Source organism: Aeromicrobium sp. (genome assembly GCF_047607065.1).
Lineage (GTDB): Bacteria > Actinomycetota > Actinomycetes > Propionibacteriales > Nocardioidaceae > Aeromicrobium.
This window is the reverse complement of record NZ_JASGDU010000034.1, coordinates 14,150-34,216: the sequence shown is the minus strand read 5'-3', so window position 1 is coordinate 34,216 and position 20,067 is coordinate 14,150. Positions and strand designations below refer to the sequence as shown.

The following is a 20,067-nucleotide window of genomic DNA, read 5'->3' as shown; positions in this document are numbered from 1 at the left end:
GACGAGGGGTCGACACATGAGCAGCACCGGACACGCCACCATCGGGGTCGTCAAGCGCGACGGCACGACGGTTCCGTACGACGGATACGAGATCGCGAAGTCCATCACCGAGGCTGCCGCCGGCCTCGACCACGAGGTCGAGCGCGCCACCCAGTTGCGCGCCGAACTCGAGATCACCCTGTTCGACGGCATCAGCTCCGAACAGCTCGACGAGGCCGTCATCGGCGTCGCACTCGGCAACGTCAAGGACGATCCGGCCTACGACACCATCGCCGCCCGCCTGCTCATCAAGAGCCTCTACAAGAAGATCTTCGGCGAGGGCGTCACCCGCGACGAGGTCTACACGCTGTGCGGCCCGGCCTTCGTCGCCTCGATCCTGCGCGGCGTCGAGCTGAAGCTGCTCGACGAGCGCCTGGCCGAAGCCTTCGACCTCGAGGTCCTCGGCGCGGCCATCGACCCCGACCGCGACGACCTGCTGCGCTACATCGGCGCCCAGACCATGCGCAACCGCTACATGATGACCGAGCCGGACGGCACGCCGCTGGAGGTACCGCAGTTCTTCTGGATGCGCGTCGCGATGGGCCTGTCGCTCAACGAGGTCGATCCCACCAGTGCCGCGCTGAAGTTCTACGACAAGATGAGCCGCCTCGAATACCTCGCCGCCGGCTCCACCCTCGTCAACGCCGGCACCGGCTACCCGCAGCTGTCCAACTGCTTCGTCATGCAGATGGAAGACGACATCGAGCACATCGCCAAGAGCGTGCGCGACGTCATGTGGCTGACCAAGGGCACCGGCGGCATCGGCCTGTCGGTCTCGAAGCTGCGCGCCGAGGGGTCGCCGATCCGGTCCAACAACACCACCTCGACCGGCCCGATCCCCTTCATGCACACCATCGACTCGACGCTGCGCGCGATCAGCCGCGGCGGCAAGAAGTTCGGCGCGCTGTGCTTCTACATGGAGAACTGGCACCTCGATTTCGCCCAGTTCCTCGATCTGCGGCAGAACTCCGGCGACCCGTACCGCCGCACCCGCACCGCCAACACCGCCGTGTGGATCTCCGACGAGTTCATGAAGCGCGTCGAAAACGATGCCCCGTGGTACCTGTTCGATCCGCTCGACGTGCCCGATCTGGTCGAGCTGACCGGCCGTGCGTTCAGCAAGCGCTACGCCGAGTACGCGGCACTGGCCGAGGCCGGCGAGCTGCGGCACAAGAAGATGAAGGCGCGCGAGCAGTTCCGCGCGATCCTGGTGAGCCTGCAGACCACCAGCCACCCGTGGCTGACCTGGAAGGACACCATCAACACCCGCGCCCTCAACGACAACACCGGCACGATCCACCTGTCGAACCTGTGCACCGAGATCTGCCTGCCGCAGGACCGCGACAACGTCTCGGTCTGCAACCTGGCCTCGATCAACCTCTCGCGGCACGTCACCGGCCGCCGTCAGCACGCCAAGGTGGACTGGGAGCGGCTCGCCTCGTCGGTGCGCCTGGCGGTGCGCCAGCTCGACAACCTCATCGACATCACGCTCAGTTCGGTGCCCGAATCGGAGCGCTCGAATGAGGAGAACCGCGCGCTCGGCCTGGGCGTCATGGGCTTCACCGACATCGTCGAGCGCTTCGGCTACTCCTACGCCTCGGAGTCGGCCTACGAGCTGATGGATCAGATCATGGAGTTCGTCTCCTGGCACGCCATCGACGCCTCGGCCGACCTGGCCCGCGAGCGCGGTGCCTACCCGAACTTCGACGGATCGGGCTGGAGTCGCGGCATGGTGCCCATCGACTCCATCGCCGCGCTGGAGGCCGACCGGGGGGTGCCGGTCGAGGTCGACCGCACGACCCGACTGGACTGGGAATCGCTGCGCGAGAAGGTCAAGGGCGGCATCCGCAACTCGACCCTCATGGCCATCGCGCCGACCGCCTCCATCGGCCTGGTCGCCGGCACCACGCCGGGCCTGGACCCGCAGTTCAGCCAGATCTTCAGCCGCTCCACCAGCGCCGGCAAGTTCCTGGAGGTCAACCGCAACCTCGTCGAGGACCTGCGCGAGCTGGGCCTGTGGGAGAAGGTCCGCGAGGACCTGCTGCGCCACCAGGGAGACCTGTCCAAGGTCGAGGGCGTGCCGGCCGAGCTGGTCGAGATCTACCAGACCAGTTTCCAGCTCACCCCGTACGCCTTCCTTGAGGTCGCGGCGCGGGCGCAGAAGTGGATCGACCAGGCGATCAGCCGCAACATCTACCTCGCCAGCCGTGACGTCGGCGAGATGGTCGACCTGTACGCGGCGGCCTGGAAGAAGGGCGTCAAGACGACCTACTACCTGCACATGATGCCGCGGCACACCGCCGAGCAGAGCACGGTCAAGGTCAACAAGGCCGAGGCCGTCTCGGGCACCGGGGCCGTGGCCCCGCGCCGGGGCTTCGGAGCGGTTGCCCCCACGGCTCCGGCCCCGGTCCGTCGTGGCTTCGCAGCGGCAGCTCCGGTGGCTGAGGTGCGAAGCGAAGCGAGCCTCGACGTCACCGAGCCGGTCGCCGAGGTCGTGCCCGAGGGCGTCGCCGAGCTGGACGTGGTCGAGGCGGACTTCGTGGACGGTGCCTTCTGCCCCATCGACCCCGCTGAACGCCTCCAGTGCGAGTCCTGCCAGTGACGGACGTCGCTTCGAGGCTCCTCGTTCCTCGTCGCACCTCAGGGACCGAAGCGTCCGGTTCGGCGAGCCTCGAAGGGACATTCCCTGACATCCAACGAAAGTGAGACCCGCATGGGCATCCTGGGCACGGGTATTGAGGAGGGACTCCTCCTCAAGCCCGTCACCTACCCCTGGGCGATGGAACTGTACGACCAGGCCGTCGCCAACACGTGGTTCCCCAACGAGATCCAGCTCGGTGAGGACCTGGCCGACTTCGAGCGCATGAGCACCGAGGAGCGGCACGCGCTGACCTTCCTGATGAGCTACTTCAACCCCAACGAACTGCTCGTCAACAAGGCGCTGGCCTTCGGCGTCTATCCCTACGTCAACGCCGCCGAGTGTCACCTCTACCTCGCCAAGCAGATGTGGGAGGAGGCCAATCACTGCATGAGCTTCGAGTACGTGCTGGAGACCTTCCCCATCGACCGGGTCGCCGCGTACGAGTCGCACGTGACGGTGCCGTCGATGGCGAAGAAGGAGGAGTTCGAGATCCGCTTCATCAAGCGGATGACCGAGCAGACCCTCGACATCACCACCATCGAGGGCAAGCGCGACTTCGTGCGCAACCTCATCGCCTACAACGTGATCCTCGAAGGAATCTGGTTCTACTCGGGTTTCATGGTGGCGCTGAGTTTCCGGCAGCGGAACTTGCTGCGCAACTTCGGTTCACTCATCGAGTGGATCGTGCGCGACGAGAGCCTGCACCTGAAGTTTGGGCTGAACCTCATCCTCACCGTGCTCGACGAGAATCCCGACGTCGCGACGCCGGAGTTCGCCGAGGAGATCCGTCAGATGATCCTCGACGCCGTGGAGATGGAGGAGGCCTACAACCGCGACCTGCTGCCCAACGGCATCCTCGGGGTCAACGCCGACTACATCAACCAGTACGTGCGCTACCTCGCCGACCGGCGGCTCGACGAACTGGGTTTCGGTCCGCACTACAACGTGGCCAATCCGGCCAAGTGGATGGCGACGGCCAACGACACCTTGCAGTTGGTGAACTTCTTCGAGTCGATCAACACCTCCTACGAGGTGAACGCCAAGGCCGGTTCGTAAGCCGTGTCCTGTGTCACGTTCTGGACCCCGCAGCAGCGCGCCCGCCTGCGCGAGGCGATGGACGCGCCCTCGGTGGCGACCTTCGCCTCGCCGCAGGTCGGCGAGAGCAAGCTGCGGCGGATCGCGGCGATGGCGGCCTCGGGTGATCTGCGGGTGCGCGAGAGCGCGGCCCTGAACGTGCACGTGCCGGCCGAAGTGCTGGAGCTGCTGGCCGGGGACGCCGAGATGTCGGTGCGCTGCTGCGTGGCGCGCAGCCCGAGAGCGACCCCGGAGGTGCTGAGGCGCCTCGCGGCCGATGCGTCCGCGCCGGTGCGCCGGTGGACGGCCGCGCACCCGGCGACGCCGGCGGGCGTGCTCGACGCGCTCGCCGACGACCCGGACCTCGGCGTCCGCGAGGTCGTCGCCTGGAACCGCCGCTGGCCCGCCTCCTGAGCGGACGCCATAGCGAGCCGATGCCGCTGCCTGGTCCCTGAGGTGCGGAGCATAGAGATTCCGCAGGTAGGTCCGCTGGCTGACCGGCTCCGCCTATCTGCGGGTCCGCTCAGCCGGGGAAGACCCGCTCGTCGTGGGCGTTGACGACCGTGACGTCCGGATCGTCCTGCAGCTCTGCGAGCACCGCGTGATTGGCGGCGAGCCGTTTCGGGATGCGCGCCACGGCCCGCTCGAAGGCCCGCATGCTGGCGATCTTCGTCAACGGCCGACCGTCGACGCCTGCGGCGCGGTAGCTGCTCGCATCGAACACCGCGTCCCCGGCGTGGACCACCAGATCGTCCTCGCCCTGTAGGGCGACCGCCGCATGGCCGCGGGTGTGCCCGGCCAGCGGCACTAGGCTGATCCCGTCGAGCACGCTGTGGGCCGACAGCCCGTGCCGCCACGTGTCGCCCTCGCCCGCATAGGTGCGTACTTCCGGGGCGTCGCGCAACTGCGCGTCGCGGTAGCGCGTCCGCTCGATCCGCGCGGTGTCGGTGCGGGCTGCGGTCCATTCGGTCGCGGTCGTATGCCAGACGGCGTTCGGGAAGTCCGCCGCGCCGCCGACGTGGTCGAAGTCCAGGTGCGTCAGCACGATGTGGGCGACGTCGCCGATGTCGAAGCCCGCGCCCTCGACGGCATCGGCCGCCGTGAATCCGGCCACCGGCCGCACCAGGTGACGCATGAAGCCGAGCCGCCTGGGGTCGGCCAGGTCGGCGCGGCTGAAGCCGGAGTCCACCAGGGTCAGCCCGTCGGGATGCTCGGCCAGCAGGACGTGGCAGATCGTGGCCGGGCCGACCGGCGGGGCGACCCGGCCGGCGACCAGATGGTGGATACGCATGGCGTGATCGTAGTGCGCGGAACCGTCCCGGTCCCCTACGCTGGTGCCAGCGACGGAGGTGGCCCATGAACACGGTGCGGGTGGCCGGGGGAGGCCGGTCCGGCAGGTCTTTCCATGACGGCCCCCCGGCGCTCTGATGGCCCGGTACCGACGGCTCCCGCGCGCCGAGGTCGCCTCCGCGTGCGCCCGGCTTGACGCCGGGGAGGCCGCGCGCACGGACCTCGCGGCCCTGACCCGCCATTTCCTCGCCGTGCTCGAACAGCGCCTTCCCGGTCACAGTGTGGAGGTGCGGGTCCCGCCGTTCGGCGCGGTGCAGGTCATCGAGGGGGCCTCGCACACGCGCGGTACGCCGCCGGCCGTGGTGGAGGCCGACCCGGAGACCTGGATTGCCCTCGCCCGCGGCACGCTCGCCTGGTCCGAGGCCCGTCTGCACGCCAGCGGGGCGCGCTCGGACCTCACTGCCCACCTCCCGCTGGTGTGACCTCGGGCGCACCTGGGGTTCATAGGGGAGCCTGAGCGGTCGGGGCCAGGGCAGAACGGCTTTACACTGGTCAGGTGGCGCGCGGCGATGGTCTCTTGACCCACGACATCGATCCTCAAGATCGCGGTCCCCAGGATGCCTGTGGCGTCTTCGGGGTCTGGGCACCCGGCGAGGAGGTCGCGAAGCTGACCTACTTCGGCCTGTACGCCCTGCAGCACCGTGGCCAGGAGTCGGCGGGTATCGCGGTGGGCAACGGACGGCAGATCCTCGTCTACAAGGACATGGGCCTGGTCAGCCAGGTTTTCGACGAGTCGACGCTGGAGTCGCTGCAGGGCGAGATCGCCATCGGCCACGCGCGGTACTCCACCACCGGATCGAGCGTGTGGCAGAACGCGCAGCCGACCTTCCGGCCCACCGCATCCGGTTCGGTCGCGCTGGCGCACAACGGCAACCTCACCAACACCCACGAGCTGGTCGACATCCTGGACCGCCGTCTGGGCGGTGAGGTGCGCCACCACGAGACTGCCACGAGCGACACCGCCGCGATGGCCAGCCTGCTCGCGTCCTATCAGGACCGCTCGGTCGAGGAGGCGGCGCTGGAGGTGCTGCCCCAGGTGCGTGGCGCGTTCAGCCTGGTCTTCATGGACGAGCACACGCTGTACGCCGCACGCGATCCGCAGGGTATCCGTCCGCTCGTGCTCGGCCGCCTCGAGCGCGGCTGGGTCATCGCCAGCGAGACTGCGGCCCTCGACATCGTCGGCGCGTCCTATATCCGTGAGATCGAGCCGGGCGAGTTCGTCGCGGTCGACTCCAGCGGCCTGCGCAGCGAGCGGTTCGCCCCGGCCGCGCCGAAGGGCTGCGTCTTCGAGTACGTCTACCTCGCCCGCCCGGACACGACGATCAACGATCAGCGCGTCTTCAGCGTCCGCGAACAGATCGGCCGCAACTTGGCCCGTACGGCTCCGGTCGAGGCCGACCTGGTGATCCCCGTGCCGGAGTCCGGCACCCCGGCGGCCATTGGCTACGCCGAGGAGTCCGGAATCCCGTTCGGGCACGGCCTGGTCAAGAACTCCTACGTGGGGCGCACCTTCATCCAGCCGTCGCAGACGATCCGCCAGCTCGGCATCCGGCTCAAACTCAACCCGTTGCGCGACGTCATCGCGGGTAAGCGGCTCGTCGTGGTCGACGACTCGATCGTGCGCGGCAACACCCAGCGCGCGCTTGTGCGCATGCTGCGCGAGTTCGGTGCCGCTGAGGTGCACGTGCGCATCTCTAGTCCGCCGGTCAAGTGGCCGTGCTTCTACGGCATCGACTTCGCCTCGCGGGCTGAACTGATCGCCAACGGCATCAGCGTCGAGGAGATCTGTCGCTCCATCGGCGCGGACTCGCTGTCGTACGTCGAGCTGGACGACCTCGTCGAGGCGACCAACGTGCCCAAGGACAACCTGTGCCGGGCGTGCTTCGACGGCATCTACCCCGTCGCCCTGCCCGAGGACGACCTGATCGGCAAGCACCTGCTGGAGTTGCCGGCCGATACTCCGACCTTGAAGGTGATCTCGTGACCGACTATGCCGCTGCGGGGGTCTCCGTCGCCGCGGGCGACCGGGCCGTCGAACTGATGAAGCAGTGGGTCGAGAAGGCCCGCCGCCCCGAGGTCGTCGGCGGCATCGGCGGCTTCGCGGGCCTGTTCGACGCTTCTGCGCTGAAGGAGTACCGCCGCCCGCTGCTGGCCACGTCGGCCGACGGCGTTGGCACGAAGGTCCAGATCGCGCAGCGCCTGGACAAGCACGACACCATCGGCTTCGACCTCGTCGGGATGCTCGTCGACGACCTGGTGGTCTGCGGTGCCGAGCCGCTGTTGATGACCGACTACATCGCCTGCGGCAAGGTGGTGCCGGAGCGGATTGCCGAGATCGTCAAGGGCATCGCGCAGGCGTGTGCGGAGTCCGGTACGGCGCTGCTGGGCGGCGAGACCGCCGAGCATCCGGGCCTGCTGGGTGCCGACGAGTACGACATCGCCGGTTCGACCACCGGGGTTGTCGAGGCCGACGCGCTGCTGGGTGCCGAGCTGGTGCGCCCCGGTGATGTCGTCGTGGCGATGGCGTCCTCGGGCCTGCACTCCAACGGCTACTCGCTGGTGCGGCACGTGTTCTTCCAGATCGCCGGCTGGTCGCTGGAGCGGCAGGTTCCCGAGCTGGGCACGACGCTCGGCGAGGCCCTGCTGACGCCGACCCGGCTGTACACGCTGCCGTGCCTGGCTCTGGCCCGTGCGGGCGGCACGCACGCGATGTCGCATGTGACCGGCGGCGGCCTGGCGGCCAACCTCGAGCGCGTGGTGCCGCCGGAGGTGTCGGTGCGTCTGGCCCGGAGCACGTGGACGCCGGACCCGATCTTCGGTCTCGTCGGCGATCTCGGCGGTGTGGAGCGTCCGGCGCTCGAACAGGCGCTGAACATGGGCGTGGGCATGGTCGCGCTCGTCGATCCGGCCTCGGCCGACGCCGCCGTGCGGCTGCTCGGCGAGCATGGCATCGCGGCCTGGATCGCCGGAGACGTGGCCGATGCGGGGGTGTACGGCCCCGGCGGCAGTGTCACGCTCGTCGGCGATCACCCCTGAGCGCGGACCCGCGGAGCGTCGGTGGGGGCGATTGGGTAGGCTAGTCGCACGACATTTCACGATCACTGTGCGAGGGGGTCGACCCATGGGGCGCGGCCGTGCGAAAGCCAAGCAGACCAAGGTTGCACGCAATCTCAAGTACCGGACCTTCGATCCGGACTTCGGGAGCCTGCAGCAAGAACTTCACGGCGAGTCGGGTGATCCGATTCCAGATCAATATGCCGACTTAGCGGCCCAGTACGAGGACCGCGACGCCAGTTGACGCCGGTCCCTGAGGTGCGAGTTTGCGAGCCTCGAAGGGACCTGCCCGCAGGCTTCGAGGCTCGGCCGCTTGCGGCCTCGCACCTCAGCCAGCGGAACCTCTGGTGCCCCGCCCCCTGACTCGGTTCAATCGCCGAGGTAGAGGGTCCTCAGGCGGCCGATGTCGTGCATGCGCCGTTCGGCCTCAGTGTCGGCGGCCTGTGCCGTCGTGACGCCGTCGGTCGCCGCGCGCTCCAGCACGGCCAGGGTGGTCTCGAAGATGCCCGTGGCCCGCGCGCGGGCGCGCTCGAAGGAGAAGCCCAGGGGATCGAGTTCGTCGGCCACCTGGATCACCCCGCCGGCATTGACGCAGTAGTCCGGCGCGTAGACGATGCCCCGCGCGCTCAGCAGGGCAGCAGTGCCGTCGTGGGCGAGCTGGTTGTTGGCACCGCCGCAGACGATCTTGGCCGAGAGTGAGGTCACCACGTCGTCGGTCAGCGCGCGGCCGAGGGCGCACGGCGCGAAGACGTCGAGGTCCGTGGCCACGAGTGCGTCGGTCGAGGCCGCGACCCGCACGTCCGGGTGCGCCTGGGTGAGGGCGTCGACGGTTTCGGGATCGATGTCGGTGACGACGACCCGGGCGTCCTCCTCGACGAGGTGGTCCACGAGGTGCCGCCCGACTTTGCCGACGCCGCTGACCCCGACGGCGCGCCCGGCCAGCGACGGGTCGCCCCACACGTGCTGGGCGCTCGCGCGCATCCCCTGGTAGACCCCGAACGCCGTCAGCACCGAGGAGTCGCCGGCACCGCCGTGTTCGACGGTGCGGCCGGTGACGTAGCCGGTCTCACGGGCGACGACGTCCATGTCGGCGCTGTAGGTGCCGACGTCGCAGGCGGTGAAGTACCGGCCGTTCAGCGATTCGACGAACCGACCGTACGCGCGCAGCAGCGCCTCGCTCTTGTCGGCGTGCGGGTCGCCGATGATGACGGCCTTCCCGCCGCCGAGGTCGAGTCCGGCCAGGGCGTTCTTGTAGGTCATGCCGCGGCTCAGCGCGAGCACATCGGCCAGCGCCTCGGTCTCGCTCGCGTACGGATGGAAGCGAGTGCCGCCCAGCCCCGGCCCCAGCACGGTCGAATGCAAGGCGATGATCGCCCGCAGCCCGCTGGCCGGATCGTGGCAGAACACCACCTGCTCATGCGCATGGGCGAAGACCTGGAAGGGTTCGGTCGTCATGGCGCTGCCTTCCACGAGTCGGCGTGGACAGGTTCGACGGCATAGAGTTCGACGGGCCGGCCGACGCCCTTGAGGTCGACCTGGCCGCGCGAAGAACAGGCCAGGTCACCCCGGATGAGCAGCCAGGTGGGCCGGCTCAGCAGGATCTCGCCGGGTGCGCTGTGGGTCTGGATGCGGGCCGCGAGGTTGACCGCCCGGCCGAGCGCGGCGTACTTGCGGCGCTGGCCGGTGCCGACGTTGCCGACCGTGACGACCCCGGTGTTGATGCCCATGCGCACGCGAAAGCCCGCGTCGATCCCGGCGTCCTCCCAGCGCGCGTTGAGCGCGGCGGCGGCCCGCTGCATTTCGACGGCCATGCGCACGGCGCGCAGCGCGTGATCGCGGTCGTCGGTGGCCGCAGGCGCGCCGAAGAAGATCAGCACGGCGTCGCCGATGAGTTCGTCGATGGTGCCGTCGTACTTCTGGGCGATCCGGGTCATCTCCGAGAAGTACTCGTCGAGGATCAGCGCCAGTTCCTCCGGTTCCATGCGGTCGGTCGTCTCGGTGAAGTTGACGATGTCGGAGAAGAAGATGGTGAGTTTGCGGCGCTCCAGCCGGGTGGTCTCCTCGCCGCCGACGAGGATGGCATCGGCCACCTGGGCGGGCACGTAGCGGCGGATCAGGTCGTGGCTGCGCGCCAGCGCTTCCTGGTGCTCCTCGTTGCTGCGCAGGATGCAGAAGCACAGCCCGACCGCCAGTGCGGTGAACGTGCCGAGCGGGATCGCCGAGGCGACCACTCGCAGGATCGCGCTCGATCCGTCGACGCTGCGGGTCAGGAGCGCCGGGGCGTACTCGACCAGCCCGGCAGCCCGCGCCAGTTCGAGGACGACCAGCGAGACGATGCCGGTGCCGAGCGCCACCCATCCGTATTTGCGGCCGATGGCGACGCCGATGATGAGCGAGGACACCGCGCACAGCAGCAGGAACGGCGAGGCCCAGAAGCCCTGGAGGAAGGACATCGAGGTCCCGAACAGGCCGAAGACGACGGCCGCGAAGCCCAAGGTCAGGCGCGACGGCGTGGTGGCGGCGTCCGGGTCGCGGCGAGCGAGTAGGTGGGTCAAGGCCGCGATGGCGATGACGGTGAGCGTTCCGCTGACGAGCATCGGCAGGTAGATGTCCATCCGGTACTGGCCCGAGGCCCGGACGAACACCGTGCTGAGCACGGCGGCCGAAGCCTGGACGACCACGACGAGCCGCAAGATCGAGGCGGCCTTGGCCATGCGGGGCTGATCCATCGCCTCGGACAGTCGCCCGGACCACCAGCGCTTCGGTGCCTCTGCCGCCATGACGAAAGCCTAGTCCGACGCGGCGGACTTCTTGCGGGACAGGCGCTTGTCCATACGGCGGATCTGCGGGGTGACGACCTTGGTCAGCACACCCGGCAGCACCGACATGCCCGCCTGGCTCACCGCCCCGCCGAGGCTCGTGACACGGGTCGGACGGTCGATGACGGCCTTGACGAGCCAGCCGCCGGCCTTGTCGGCGGTCATCATCGGCATCGCCGCGTAGATCGAGGTGGCTCCCGACATCGGCGTGCGCACCATCGGGAAGTAGACGACGGTCGTGGTGATGCCCCGGTGCCCCATCTCGGCCATGAGCGAGCGGGCATAGGACTCCAGCGCACTCTTGCTGGCCAGGTAGGCGCTGAACAGCGGAATCGGCACCTGGGTCGACATCGTTGAACTGAACACCACATGGCCGCGACCCCGCTCGATCATCGACGGCAGCAGGGCGTGAGTGAGCCTGATCGCGGCGAAGTAGTTGACCGCCATGACCCGCTCGTGGTCGTGCAGGCGGTCCAAGGAGTCGCGGATCGAGCGGCGGATCGAGCGCCCGGCGTTGTTGACCAGCACGTCGACGTGCCCGTGGTCGGCGAGGATCGCCTCGGCCACGGCGTGCGTCTGCTCGTCGTCGGTCAGGTCGACCGGGTAGGTATGGGCCTGCCCGCCGGCATCGCGCACGCGCGCGGCGACCTCGGCCAGCTCGTCGGCCCGGCGGGCGAGGAGGCAGACCGTCCAGCCTTTCGCGCCGAGCTGCGCGGCGGCTTCGGCACCGATGCCGCTCGACGCGCCGGTGATGACGACGACGCGGGGGTTGCTCATGGCTCTTCTATACCGCAGCGCCGAGCCGGGCGATGTCGGCCAGCAGCGCGCCGACCACGCGGCCGATGCGCTCGGACATGTGTGCGGCCGTCTCGTCGGGGTGCGCCACCCACCAGTCCATGAGGGCGTCGACGATGCCGATCCACACCGCAGTCAGTGCGGAGGCGTCCAGCGCGTCGGGGTCACCCGACAGCGCCAGTAGCTCGCTGACGCCTTCGTGGGCCAGGGCGTCGATGCGGCGGGTGTGGTGCGTGATGACGCTGGCGACCTCGCCGGTGCTCGGTGCGCTGCGGTCGTGCAACAGCCGCCACAGGTGCCGCCGGTCCTCCAGGATCGTGAACATCGCGTCGAGGGTGCGCAGGCCGCGTTCGACGCCGACGACATCACCGCGGGCCACACGCTCCATCTCGCCGGCGAGCAGTTCGCCCGCCTCGTCGACGCAGGCGACGTAGAGACCTTCCTTGGAGCCGAAGTAGTTATAGATCAGCGGCTTGGAGATGCCGGCGCTGCGCGCGATGTCGGCGATGTTGGTCGCCGCGAAACCGTCGGTGCCGAAGGCGAGCGAAGCGATGTCCAGAATCTGTTGCCATCTCTCGGCGCGTGGGACACCCTTGGTTCCAGCGTTGTTACGAGCCACATGGTCTATCCTAGCGCACGGGTTGACCATGTGGTAACTTACCGTGAAGTCATATAGCTCGCCGTGAGCATCGGCCTGTCTGTGGAGGATGTATGTCCGACCTGCTCGACCCCATGAAGAACCCGTTCACCTTCGCGGTGCCGTTCTTCCTGCTGTGCATCGTCATCGAATTGGCTGCGCTCAAGTGGCTCGACCACGACGACAACCCCACGGGCTACGCCCTCAAGGACGCCCGCGCGTCGATCTCCATGGGCATCCTCTCGGTGTTCTTCCTGACCGGCTTCAAGATCGTCACCTTCCTCGCGTTCGTGGCGGTGTTCACCTACGTCGCGCAGTGGGAATTGCCGGTCGACACCTGGTGGTACTGGGTCGTGCTCATGGTCGGCATCGACTTCAGTTACTACCTGCACCATCGCTTCAGCCACCGGGTGCGCATCGCGTGGGCCGGCCACCAGGCCCACCACTCCAGCGAGTACATGAACTTCGGCACCGCGCTGCGGCAGAAGTGGAACCCGTGGTTCGAGTTCTTCTTCTGGCTGCCGTTCCCGCTGTTGGGCTTCGCGCCGTGGACGATCTACGTGGCCTTCAGCCTCAACCTCATCTACCAGTTCTTCGTCCACACCGAGTTGATCGACCGGCTGCCGCGGCCCATCGAGTTCATCTTCAACACGCCCTCGCACCACCGCGTCCACCACGGGTCCGACCGGGAATATCTGGACAAGAACTACGCCGGCATCCTCATCATCTGGGACCGCATGCTCGGCACGTTCACCGAAGAGAAGCAGCGCCCGACCTATGGCCTGACCAAGAAGGTCGACACCTACAACCTGCTCAGGTTGCAGTACGGCCACTACGCCGACATCGCCCGCGACGTCAAGGGTGCCGCGACCTGGCGCGACAAGATGGGCTACATCTTCGGTCCGCCCGGCTGGAAGCCCGCCGACCCGGCCCCTGAGGACGAGCACGCCCTGCCGACCCGCTGAGCGGGCCGGGTGGTGGCCAGGGCCGGGGTCGACTCCCCCTCGCCCCGCTCGTTCCTCGCGGGGCTGGGGGACCCCCAGGCGAGCACCGGTTCTCTTACCAACCGCGATCACGGACGAAAGCGGCCCCACAAAGAACGTGGGGCCGCTTTCGTCCGTGGCCAGGGCCGGGGTCGACTCCCCCAAGCTCTCCGCAAGCTCCGAGCAGGGGGACCCCCAGGCGAGCACCGTTTCGCCCGCTGACCCCGTTCACCCATGAGAAAACCCCCGCAAAGAGCGCGGGGGTTTTCTCATGGGTGGCCAGGGCCGGGGTCGAACCGGCGACCTTCCGCTTTTCAGGCGGACGCTCGTACCAACTGAGCTACCTGGCCATCGCCTCGCATCTGTCCGCACGAGGCGACCGCGATCTTATCGCACGCAACGCAGACGGGTCACAGTGCCGTCGTACGCGCGCCGAGGCCGCCGGTTCACGGGGTGAGTTCCTTGCCTCGGCCGAACCGTGCGCGTTCGGCGGCAGCCCGGCCGCGCGCGGCCGAACGCCGGTCGGCGACCCGGCTGCTACCGCGCCAGGTGCCCGAAACCCCGTGCTGGCGTCGCATGGCGGCGTAATAGTCGCTGACCTCGACCTCCTTGGCGATGAGGGCCAGCGCGCGGGGGTTTCCGGCGGCCGTGCGCGCCGCGCCGGGAGCCTGCGGGTCATCGCTCACCCCGGCACTCACCTGAGCCGCCCGCCGCGCCTCGCGCAGCCGCTGTTCGATCCGCGCCGTCCAGCCTTGGTAGAACGCGGCTCGGGCCGTGCGGCCGTGGGTGGGGCGGTGCGCCCCGGAGCGGAGGTAGGCGTCGGCATCGGCGACCATCTGCACGACCAGCGACATGTAGAGCGTCTTGGCGACGTCGATGTCGCTGCCGAATCCGTACAGGGTGACCCCGGTGTTGTCGCTGCGGATGCTGCAACGCAGATCATTGGCGCGGGTGATGGCGACCATGAGTTCGATGAACCGCACATTGGACTGCTGGCCGCGGTGGCCGAGGCGGACCGGCTCGAAGGTCGGTGTCTCGGCGGACCGATCCGCCACGGCGGCACGCGCCACCGCCAGTTCGATCGAATGCGTCGTGGCGAGCTGCTGGGCCTTGGCGAAGAATGCGTCGCGCTCGGCCGGGGTCGAGGCACCTTCGGCGTGCCGGAGCAGTTTGCCCACCTTGTCGAGCATGCCGTCATCGTCGGCCTCGCCGGTGCGGTCGAGGCCGACCTGCCGGTACGCCTCGCTCAGCATCGCGGCGATCTCGCTCCAGCCGAGGTCCTCCAGCAGCCGGACGAAGGTGGCCCGGAAGCCGTCGCCGTGGGAGTCGATGATCGTCCCGTCGACGCCGGTGTTGAGGTGGTGGGCGAGTTCGTGCAGGACCACCAGGCCGCGCAGCGCCCACGCGCCGCCGCGCTCGCGCTGGGGCAGCCGGATCGTGCCGTCGAGATAACTGGCCTTCGTCCAGCCGCGATGCGCCACGACCTCGACCGGACGCTGTTCGCGGTCCCGGTAGTTCGAGCCGAACGCGCGAGCCTGGCTACGTAGCCGCTCCAGCACCCGCTCGACGAAGTGCGTTACCTCCGCCGGGCGGCTGAAGCGCGGTTCTGCCTCGGGCGTGTAGGTGACGACCCGCCGGTCCGGCCCCTCGCCGAGGCTCACCCGGACCGTGCCGTCCTCGGGGGAGGTGGTGTCGAGCCAGGCGACCACCATGTGCTCGGCGGCGTAGGTCGTCTTCCGGTCCGTACCCTGCATACCGACAGGCTGCCAGAGGCCACCCACACGAACCGCCGGGACGTGCGTCAGAACGGTGCGCGCATAGGCTCGCTGGTTGGGTCATTCGAGGTGTGCTGCGCGGGTCCTGAGGTGCCGCGAGGAACGAGCGGCCTCGAAGGGCGCACCTCCATGATCGGCTCCGCCGATCCGCGCCTCGGCCAGCGGGACTTCCTGCTCCGACTGCGCCGGAAATGGGCGAAACCCCCACCTGATTCTTCGGTGGGGGCTTCGTCGTTGGCGACCCCGACGGGACTCGAACCCGCGACCTCCGCCGTGACAGGGCGGCGCGCTAACCAACTGCGCCACGGGGCCGTGCTGCGGAGCAACCTTAGCCCATCGCGTGCGCGGCGGCCAAATGGGGTCGCCCGTTACGACTCCGACAGCCCGATCTTCGCGTGAAGCCGGCGTAGCGGCCCCGGTGCCCACCAGTTCGCCCGCCCCAGCATGGCCATCAGCGACGGCACCAGGATCGCCCGGACGATGGTCGCGTCGATCAGCACGGCCGCCGCCACGCCGATGCCGAGTTCCTTGATGAACACGATCTCGCTGGTGGCGAACGCGCCCAAGGCGATGGCGAACAGCAGCGCGGCCGCCGTGACGATCCGGCCGGTCCGCTGCAGGCCCAGCGCCACCGACTCCCGCTCGCCGGCACCGTGATCGCGGGCCTCTTTGATCCTGGTCAGCAGGAACACCGCGTAGTCGGTCGACAGGCCGAAGACCACCGCGAAGATGAACACCGGCTGCGTCGACTCCAGTGCGCCCGAACTGGTGAAGTCGAGCAGTCCTTCGAGGTTTCCGCGCTGGAAGATCAGCACGAGCAGGCCGAAGGTCGCGCTGATCGTCAGTAGGTTCATCGCCAGCGCCTTGATCGGCAGCACCACCGAGCCGGTCATCAGGAACAGGGTGATGAAGGTCAAGGCACCGAGGATGAGCAGCGCCAGGGGAACTCGTTCTCTGATGGAGTGGAACTGGTCGATCTGATCGGCGGCCGTGCCGCCGACCCAGACGGTGCCGGGGGAGTCCAGTCTGCGGATCTCGTGGACGAGGTCGATCGTAGACTCGTCGAGCGGATCGCCCTCGGTGAGGACGTCGATCTGCCACAGCGTGTCGCCGAGATGGCGCGGAGGGATGACGGTGGCGACCGAGTCGAGTCCGGCGATCCGGTCCGCGAAGGCCTCGGCCTCGTCGCTGTCGCCTGCACCGGCTTCGAGGGCGACCAGCACGGGGGAGGAGTCCGCCTCGGTGAACTCGGTGCGCAGGGTCTCGTCGACGACTCGCGCCGAGGCGTCGGCGGGCAGCACTTGGGAGTCGACGCCGGTGAACTTCACCCCGAGGAACGGCGCGCCGAGGCCGAGCAGCAGCACCGCACCGACGACCGCCGTGGCGACCCGGTAGCGCATGACGAAGGTCGACAGGCGGTACCAGAATCCGCGGTGGTCCGGGCTGGCCTCGGCCTCCTGCGCTCGCTTCCACCGCGCCGGGGCACCGGCGTTGACGCGCTGCTGCAGCACCGCGAACAGCGCGGGCAACACGAGCAGGCTCACCGCGGCCGACACGAGCGCCACGATGGTCACGCCGATGCCCATCGAGTACAGGAAGCGCAGCGGGAACACCAGCAGCGACAGGCCCGCACCGGCGATGGTGACCGCCGAGTACAGCACCGTGCGCCCGGCCGTGGCGACCGTCCGGCGCACGGCCTCGGCCCCCGGCCCGACGCGGTGCAGCTCCTCGCGGAAGCGCGACACCATGAACAGCGAGTAGTCGATGGCCAGGCCCAGCCCGAGGCCGGTGATGAGGTTGAGCGCGAAGACGGAGATCTCCAGCATCTCGTCGACACCGCGCACGATGAGCATGGACGTGACGATGGTCAGCCCGCCGACGAGCAGCGGCAGCGCGGCCGAGGCCGCCGAACGGAACACCAGCAGTGCGACGACGAACAGCAGCGGGAAGGCGATCATCTCGGCGGTCACGAGGTCGCGCTCGACCTGCTCGTTGACCTGCTGGAACGCCACGGCGACGCCGCCGATGGTCAGCCCGTCGATGTCGGCCAGTTCGGTGCGCAGATGTTCGGTGGCGAGGTCGGAGTCGGTCTCGGCGGCGAAGGTCACCGCGTAGAAGGTCTGTGAGCCGTCGGTGGACACGAACGGCGGGCCGGCGTCGGGGCCGCCGGCCACCTGGCCGATGCCGTCCTGACCGTCGAGCACCGCGAGGAGTTCGCGCTGCGCCTGCGTGTCGTCGGTGTCGGTCAGGACGACGATGGACGGCATGGCGTCGAGTCCGCTCGCCTCGGCGACGAGATCGAGGGCGAGCGAGGAGTCCGAACCGGTGTCGGAGAAGGAGTCGGTGTCGGCGTTGAGCAGTCCGGTCACCGGACCGCCGAAGACGGCGGCGATGACGAAGAACAGCCCGGTGACGACGAGGATGCGCTTCGGCCGGGAGGAGGCCAGACGGGAGAGGGCGTCGAACATCAGTACTCCTTGATGACGTCGGCGGGGTCGCCGAAGAGGTCGAGCAGGTCGAGGGCGCCGAGGACGGTGAGCAACATGCCGTCGGCCATGAAGGAGCGGAGCTGGGCGGGGTCGGCACCGCTGAGTTCGGCGACGTCGGCCCAGATCTGCCGGTAGGTGCGCTGGGCGACGTCCTTGATCGCCGGGTCGGAGGCGGCCGCCCAGGTGTGGAGTTGGCAGCGCAGGTCGTTGGCGTCGCCGGCCAGGAACTCCAGGTAGGCCGTCGCCATCGCCTGCAGGGGGCTGACGCCGTCGGGGCGGTTCTCGGCGGCCTCGCGGAAGCCGTCGCGCAGGACGGCGGTGTGGTGCTCGATGGCGGCGGTGATGAGGTCGGTCTTCGTGCCGAACAGGCGGAACAGGTAGGGCTGGGAGATGCCGGCGCGCGCGGCGATGGCCTCGGTGGAGGTGGCGTGCATCCCGGCGCGGCCGTACTCCTCGATGGCGGCTTCGAGCACGGCGATGCGGCGTTCCTCGGCGCTCATGCGGGGTGACATGGACGATAAGTTAGTGATGACTCACAACCATCGTCAAGGCTTCGCCGAAAATGCTGGACAGCGGGCCGGACTTCCGACAGGGTGACGCTCGCGGACAACGACGTCCCGTGAAGGAGGCCGGCGATGGCACTGATCGACACCAACGGCACCAAGGTCTTCGTGCTGGACACCGGCGGCGAGGACAAGCCCGCCATCGTCTTCGGGCACGGACTGCTGTTCAACGGCTGGATGTTCCAGGCCCAGGTCCGGGCGCTGCGCGACCGCTACCGGTGCATCACGATCGACTGGCGCGGCCAGGGCGACAGCCCCGCGGCGGCCTCCGGCGGCTACGACATGGACACGCTCACCGGCGATCTCGTAGGCGTGCTCGATGCGCTCGGCCTGGACCGGGTCCACTACGTCGGGTTGTCGATGGGCGGCTTCGTCGGCATGCGCTTCGCCGCGCGGCACCCCGAGCGCGTGCGCACGCTGACCTTGCTCGACACCAGCGCCGGCCCGGAGGATCCGGAGAAGGTCAGCCGCTATCGGCTGCTCGCGCGGATCTACCGCTGGTTCGGGATCGGCCCGGTGGCGACGAAGGTCGAGCCGATCATGTTCTCCACGGAGTTCATCGGCTCTCCGCGGGGCCGCGCCGTCATCGACGAGTGGATGGGCATTCTCACGAAGGTGCCGCGACCGGGCATGGTGCAGGCGATCTACGGCGTCACCGACCGCGACCCGATCCTGCCGGAGATCGGTGCGATCACCGCGCCGACGCTGGTCGCTGCAGGGGAGCACGATGTGGCGACGCCGGTGGCGAAGGCGCAGGTCATCGCCGCGACGATCCCCGGCGCGCGGCTGGAGATCATCCCCGGCGCGGGACACCTCAGCCCGCTGGAGCAGCCCGAGGTCGTCACCGCCCTGCTCGAAGACCACCTCACCCGGGAGGCGTGATTCCGGTCCCTGAGGTGCGCAGGCCGCCTGCGGCCGGAGCCTCGAAGGGACGCACCTCAGGGAGTGGCTGGCGGCGTGACCACCCACGGCCCGCGCGGGAGCCGCGCCGGGTCGAACTCGGCCAGCCAGTCCGCCGGAGCGGCCCCGGCGAAGCCCAGCGAGTCGCCGATCATGCGCAGCACGTCGATGCCGCGTTCGGACAGGGCGCGCAGCGTGACCGCGCCGTCGCGCTTGGCCAGGCGCTGCCCGCCCGCATTGAGCGCGAGCGGGACGTGCGCGTACGCCGGCACGGGCAGCCCGAGGAGCTGCGCGAGATAGGCCTGGCGGGGCGCGGACGAGAGCAGATCCTCGCCGCGGACCACCTGGTCGACGCCCTGGTGGGCGTCGTCGAGGACGACGGTGAGGTTGTAGGCCGGGGTGCCGTCGCCGCGGCGCAGCACCAGATCGTCCACGTCCGCCTCGACCTCGCCGTGTAGGAGGTCGTTTACGGTCCACGAGGCGACCTCCGCACGCAGCCGGATCGCTGCGGGACGTTCGGTGCGGCGGAGGTCGCGTTCGGTTCGGGACAGGTTTCGGCAGGTGCCGGGGTAGGCGCCCGGCGCACGATGCGGCGCGCTGGGTGCCTCGAGGATCTCACGCCGGGTGCAGAAGCATTCGTAGGTCAGGCCGAGCGAGGTGAGGCGGTCGATTGCCGTGGCGTAGGTCTCTCGGCGGGTGCTCTGATACAGCACAGAGCCATCCCAGTCGAGGCCGAGAGCGGCAAGGTCTTCCACCTGGCGTTCGGCGGCACCGGGTCTCACCCGGTCCAGATCGTCGATGCGCACGGCGAAGTCGCGGCTCGTGCTGCGCGCGAACAGCCAGGCCAGGACGGCCGTGCGCAGGTTGCCCACGTGCAGATCGCCCGAGGGGGACGGGGCGTAGCGGCCGGCGGGCATGGCCCCAGTTTGCCGTGGCGAAGGGAGAAGC

Annotated in this window: 18 protein-coding genes and 2 tRNA genes; 9 read left to right on the top strand and 11 right to left on the bottom strand. The window is 69.1% G+C overall.

Translation table 11 applies throughout. The features are described 5' to 3' along the window. Positions 1–16: 16 nt before the first annotated feature. The 3 genes from QM597_RS04925 to QM597_RS04915 all read left to right on the top strand — a co-directional run bounded on the left by QM597_RS04925 (position 17) and on the right by QM597_RS04915 (position 4,168). On the top strand, positions 17–2,641 hold the full coding sequence (locus tag QM597_RS04925; protein WP_415003760.1) for a ribonucleoside-diphosphate reductase subunit alpha: 2,625 nt from the start codon (positions 17–19) through the stop codon (positions 2,639–2,641). Between the two features lie 111 nt (positions 2,642–2,752). Then, positions 2,753–3,736: a ribonucleotide-diphosphate reductase subunit beta gene (locus tag QM597_RS04920; RefSeq protein WP_415003759.1), complete on the top strand. Its 984-nt coding sequence runs from the start codon at positions 2,753–2,755 to the stop codon at positions 3,734–3,736. A gap of 3 nt (positions 3,737–3,739) precedes the next feature. After that, positions 3,740–4,168 (top strand): hypothetical protein, encoded by a 429-nt coding sequence (locus QM597_RS04915; protein WP_415003758.1) that lies wholly within the window; start codon positions 3,740–3,742, stop codon positions 4,166–4,168. A gap of 109 nt (positions 4,169–4,277) precedes the next feature. Here the strand turns inward: QM597_RS04915 and QM597_RS04910 are convergent, their stop codons facing one another. Next, the gene (locus tag QM597_RS04910) at positions 4,278–5,045 is read right to left on the bottom strand and encodes an MBL fold metallo-hydrolase (protein WP_415003757.1); all 768 of its coding nucleotides are present in this window, start codon (positions 5,043–5,045) and stop codon (positions 4,278–4,280) included. A 136-nt stretch (positions 5,046–5,181) separates the two neighbouring features. On the opposite strand from QM597_RS04910, the gene QM597_RS04905 reads away from it, so the two are divergent. The 4 genes from QM597_RS04905 (at position 5,182) to QM597_RS04890 (ending at position 8,402) form a co-directional block, all read left to right on the top strand. After that, a complete protein-coding gene (locus QM597_RS04905) occupies positions 5,182–5,526 on the top strand; it encodes a sterol carrier family protein (RefSeq protein WP_415003756.1) in 345 nt (114 codons plus the stop codon). A 74-nt stretch (positions 5,527–5,600) separates the two neighbouring features. Next, positions 5,601–7,088, top strand: coding sequence for an amidophosphoribosyltransferase (gene purF, locus QM597_RS04900; protein WP_415003755.1), 1,488 nt, complete (start codon positions 5,601–5,603; stop codon positions 7,086–7,088). Beyond that, the gene (purM, locus tag QM597_RS04895) at positions 7,085–8,140 is read left to right on the top strand and encodes a phosphoribosylformylglycinamidine cyclo-ligase (protein ID WP_415003754.1); all 1,056 of its coding nucleotides are present in this window, start codon (positions 7,085–7,087) and stop codon (positions 8,138–8,140) included. Before purF ends, purM begins: the two co-directional genes overlap by 4 nt. 85 nt (positions 8,141–8,225) lie before the next feature. Further along, positions 8,226–8,402, top strand: a complete 177-nt coding sequence (locus QM597_RS04890) for a DUF3073 domain-containing protein (protein ID WP_415003753.1) — start codon at positions 8,226–8,228, stop codon at positions 8,400–8,402. 125 nt (positions 8,403–8,527) lie between these two features. Here QM597_RS04890 and QM597_RS04885 read toward each other — a convergent pair whose 3' ends face one another. Genes QM597_RS04885 through QM597_RS04870 form a run of 4 tightly spaced genes read right to left on the bottom strand, consistent with a single transcriptional unit; the run spans position 8,528 to position 12,391 of the window. After that, positions 8,528–9,613, bottom strand: coding sequence for a Glu/Leu/Phe/Val dehydrogenase dimerization domain-containing protein (locus QM597_RS04885; protein WP_415003752.1), 1,086 nt, complete (start codon positions 9,611–9,613; stop codon positions 8,528–8,530). After that, positions 9,610–10,938, bottom strand: a complete 1,329-nt coding sequence (locus QM597_RS04880; protein WP_415003751.1) for an adenylate/guanylate cyclase domain-containing protein — start codon at positions 10,936–10,938, stop codon at positions 9,610–9,612. The genes QM597_RS04885 and QM597_RS04880 overlap by 4 nt, the downstream gene beginning before the upstream one ends. A gap of 9 nt (positions 10,939–10,947) precedes the next feature. After that, positions 10,948–11,754: an SDR family NAD(P)-dependent oxidoreductase gene (locus tag QM597_RS04875; protein WP_415003750.1), complete on the bottom strand. Its 807-nt coding sequence runs from the start codon at positions 11,752–11,754 to the stop codon at positions 10,948–10,950. Between the two features lie 7 nt (positions 11,755–11,761). Then, positions 11,762–12,391: a TetR/AcrR family transcriptional regulator gene (locus tag QM597_RS04870; RefSeq protein WP_415003749.1), complete on the bottom strand. Its 630-nt coding sequence runs from the start codon at positions 12,389–12,391 to the stop codon at positions 11,762–11,764. Between the two features lie 92 nt (positions 12,392–12,483). On the opposite strand from QM597_RS04870, the gene QM597_RS04865 reads away from it, so the two are divergent. After that, on the top strand, positions 12,484–13,374 hold the full coding sequence (locus QM597_RS04865) for a sterol desaturase family protein (protein ID WP_415003748.1): 891 nt from the start codon (positions 12,484–12,486) through the stop codon (positions 13,372–13,374). Positions 13,375–13,668: 294 nt separating this feature from the next. On the opposite strand, the gene QM597_RS04860 is transcribed toward QM597_RS04865, so the two are convergent. The 5 genes from QM597_RS04860 to QM597_RS04840 form a co-directional block, all read right to left on the bottom strand. Next, positions 13,669–13,742, bottom strand: a tRNA-Phe gene (locus QM597_RS04860). 96 nt (positions 13,743–13,838) lie between these two features. Beyond that, positions 13,839–15,146, bottom strand: a complete 1,308-nt coding sequence (locus tag QM597_RS04855) for a DUF2786 domain-containing protein (protein ID WP_415003747.1) — start codon at positions 15,144–15,146, stop codon at positions 13,839–13,841. A gap of 256 nt (positions 15,147–15,402) precedes the next feature. Beyond that, positions 15,403–15,479, bottom strand: a tRNA-Asp gene (locus tag QM597_RS04850). Positions 15,480–15,535: 56 nt separating this feature from the next. Then, on the bottom strand, positions 15,536–17,635 hold the full coding sequence (locus QM597_RS04845; protein ID WP_415003746.1) for an MMPL family transporter: 2,100 nt from the start codon (positions 17,633–17,635) through the stop codon (positions 15,536–15,538). Beyond that, positions 17,635–18,156: a TetR/AcrR family transcriptional regulator gene (locus QM597_RS04840; protein ID WP_415003745.1), complete on the bottom strand. Its 522-nt coding sequence runs from the start codon at positions 18,154–18,156 to the stop codon at positions 17,635–17,637. Before QM597_RS04840 ends, QM597_RS04845 begins: the two co-directional genes overlap by 1 nt. 135 nt (positions 18,157–18,291) lie before the next feature. Between QM597_RS04840 and QM597_RS04835 the strand changes: the two genes are divergently transcribed. Then, a complete protein-coding gene (locus QM597_RS04835) occupies positions 18,292–19,101 on the top strand; it encodes an alpha/beta fold hydrolase (RefSeq protein ID WP_415003744.1) in 810 nt (269 codons plus the stop codon). 56 nt (positions 19,102–19,157) lie between these two features. Here the strand turns inward: QM597_RS04835 and gluQRS are convergent, their stop codons facing one another. Next, positions 19,158–20,036, bottom strand: coding sequence for a tRNA glutamyl-Q(34) synthetase GluQRS (gluQRS, locus tag QM597_RS04830; RefSeq protein ID WP_415003743.1), 879 nt, complete (start codon positions 20,034–20,036; stop codon positions 19,158–19,160). Positions 20,037–20,067: the final 31 nt, after the last annotated feature.

Coding starts and splice junctions, on each gene's coding strand:
- QM597_RS04855 (WP_415003747.1), bottom strand. CDS start 15,146: ATGCAGGGTACGGACCGGAAGACGACCTACGCCGCCGAGCACATGGTG.
- QM597_RS04910 (WP_415003757.1), bottom strand. CDS start 5,045: ATGCGTATCCACCATCTGGTCGCCGGCCGGGTCGCCCCGCCGGTCGGC.
- gluQRS (WP_415003743.1), bottom strand. CDS start 20,036: ATGCCCGCCGGCCGCTACGCCCCGTCCCCCTCGGGCGATCTGCACGTG.
- QM597_RS04890 (WP_415003753.1), top strand. CDS start 8,226: ATGGGGCGCGGCCGTGCGAAAGCCAAGCAGACCAAGGTTGCACGCAAT.
- QM597_RS04920 (WP_415003759.1), top strand. CDS start 2,753: ATGGGCATCCTGGGCACGGGTATTGAGGAGGGACTCCTCCTCAAGCCC.
- QM597_RS04925 (WP_415003760.1), top strand. CDS start 17: ATGAGCAGCACCGGACACGCCACCATCGGGGTCGTCAAGCGCGACGGC.
- QM597_RS04905 (WP_415003756.1), top strand. CDS start 5,182: ATGGCCCGGTACCGACGGCTCCCGCGCGCCGAGGTCGCCTCCGCGTGC.
- QM597_RS04865 (WP_415003748.1), top strand. CDS start 12,484: ATGTCCGACCTGCTCGACCCCATGAAGAACCCGTTCACCTTCGCGGTG.
- QM597_RS04880 (WP_415003751.1), bottom strand. CDS start 10,938: ATGGCGGCAGAGGCACCGAAGCGCTGGTGGTCCGGGCGACTGTCCGAG.
- QM597_RS04885 (WP_415003752.1), bottom strand. CDS start 9,613: ATGACGACCGAACCCTTCCAGGTCTTCGCCCATGCGCATGAGCAGGTG.
- QM597_RS04840 (WP_415003745.1), bottom strand. CDS start 18,156: ATGAGCGCCGAGGAACGCCGCATCGCCGTGCTCGAAGCCGCCATCGAG.
- QM597_RS04845 (WP_415003746.1), bottom strand. CDS start 17,635: ATGTTCGACGCCCTCTCCCGTCTGGCCTCCTCCCGGCCGAAGCGCATC.
- QM597_RS04835 (WP_415003744.1), top strand. CDS start 18,292: ATGGCACTGATCGACACCAACGGCACCAAGGTCTTCGTGCTGGACACC.
- QM597_RS04875 (WP_415003750.1), bottom strand. CDS start 11,754: ATGAGCAACCCCCGCGTCGTCGTCATCACCGGCGCGTCGAGCGGCATC.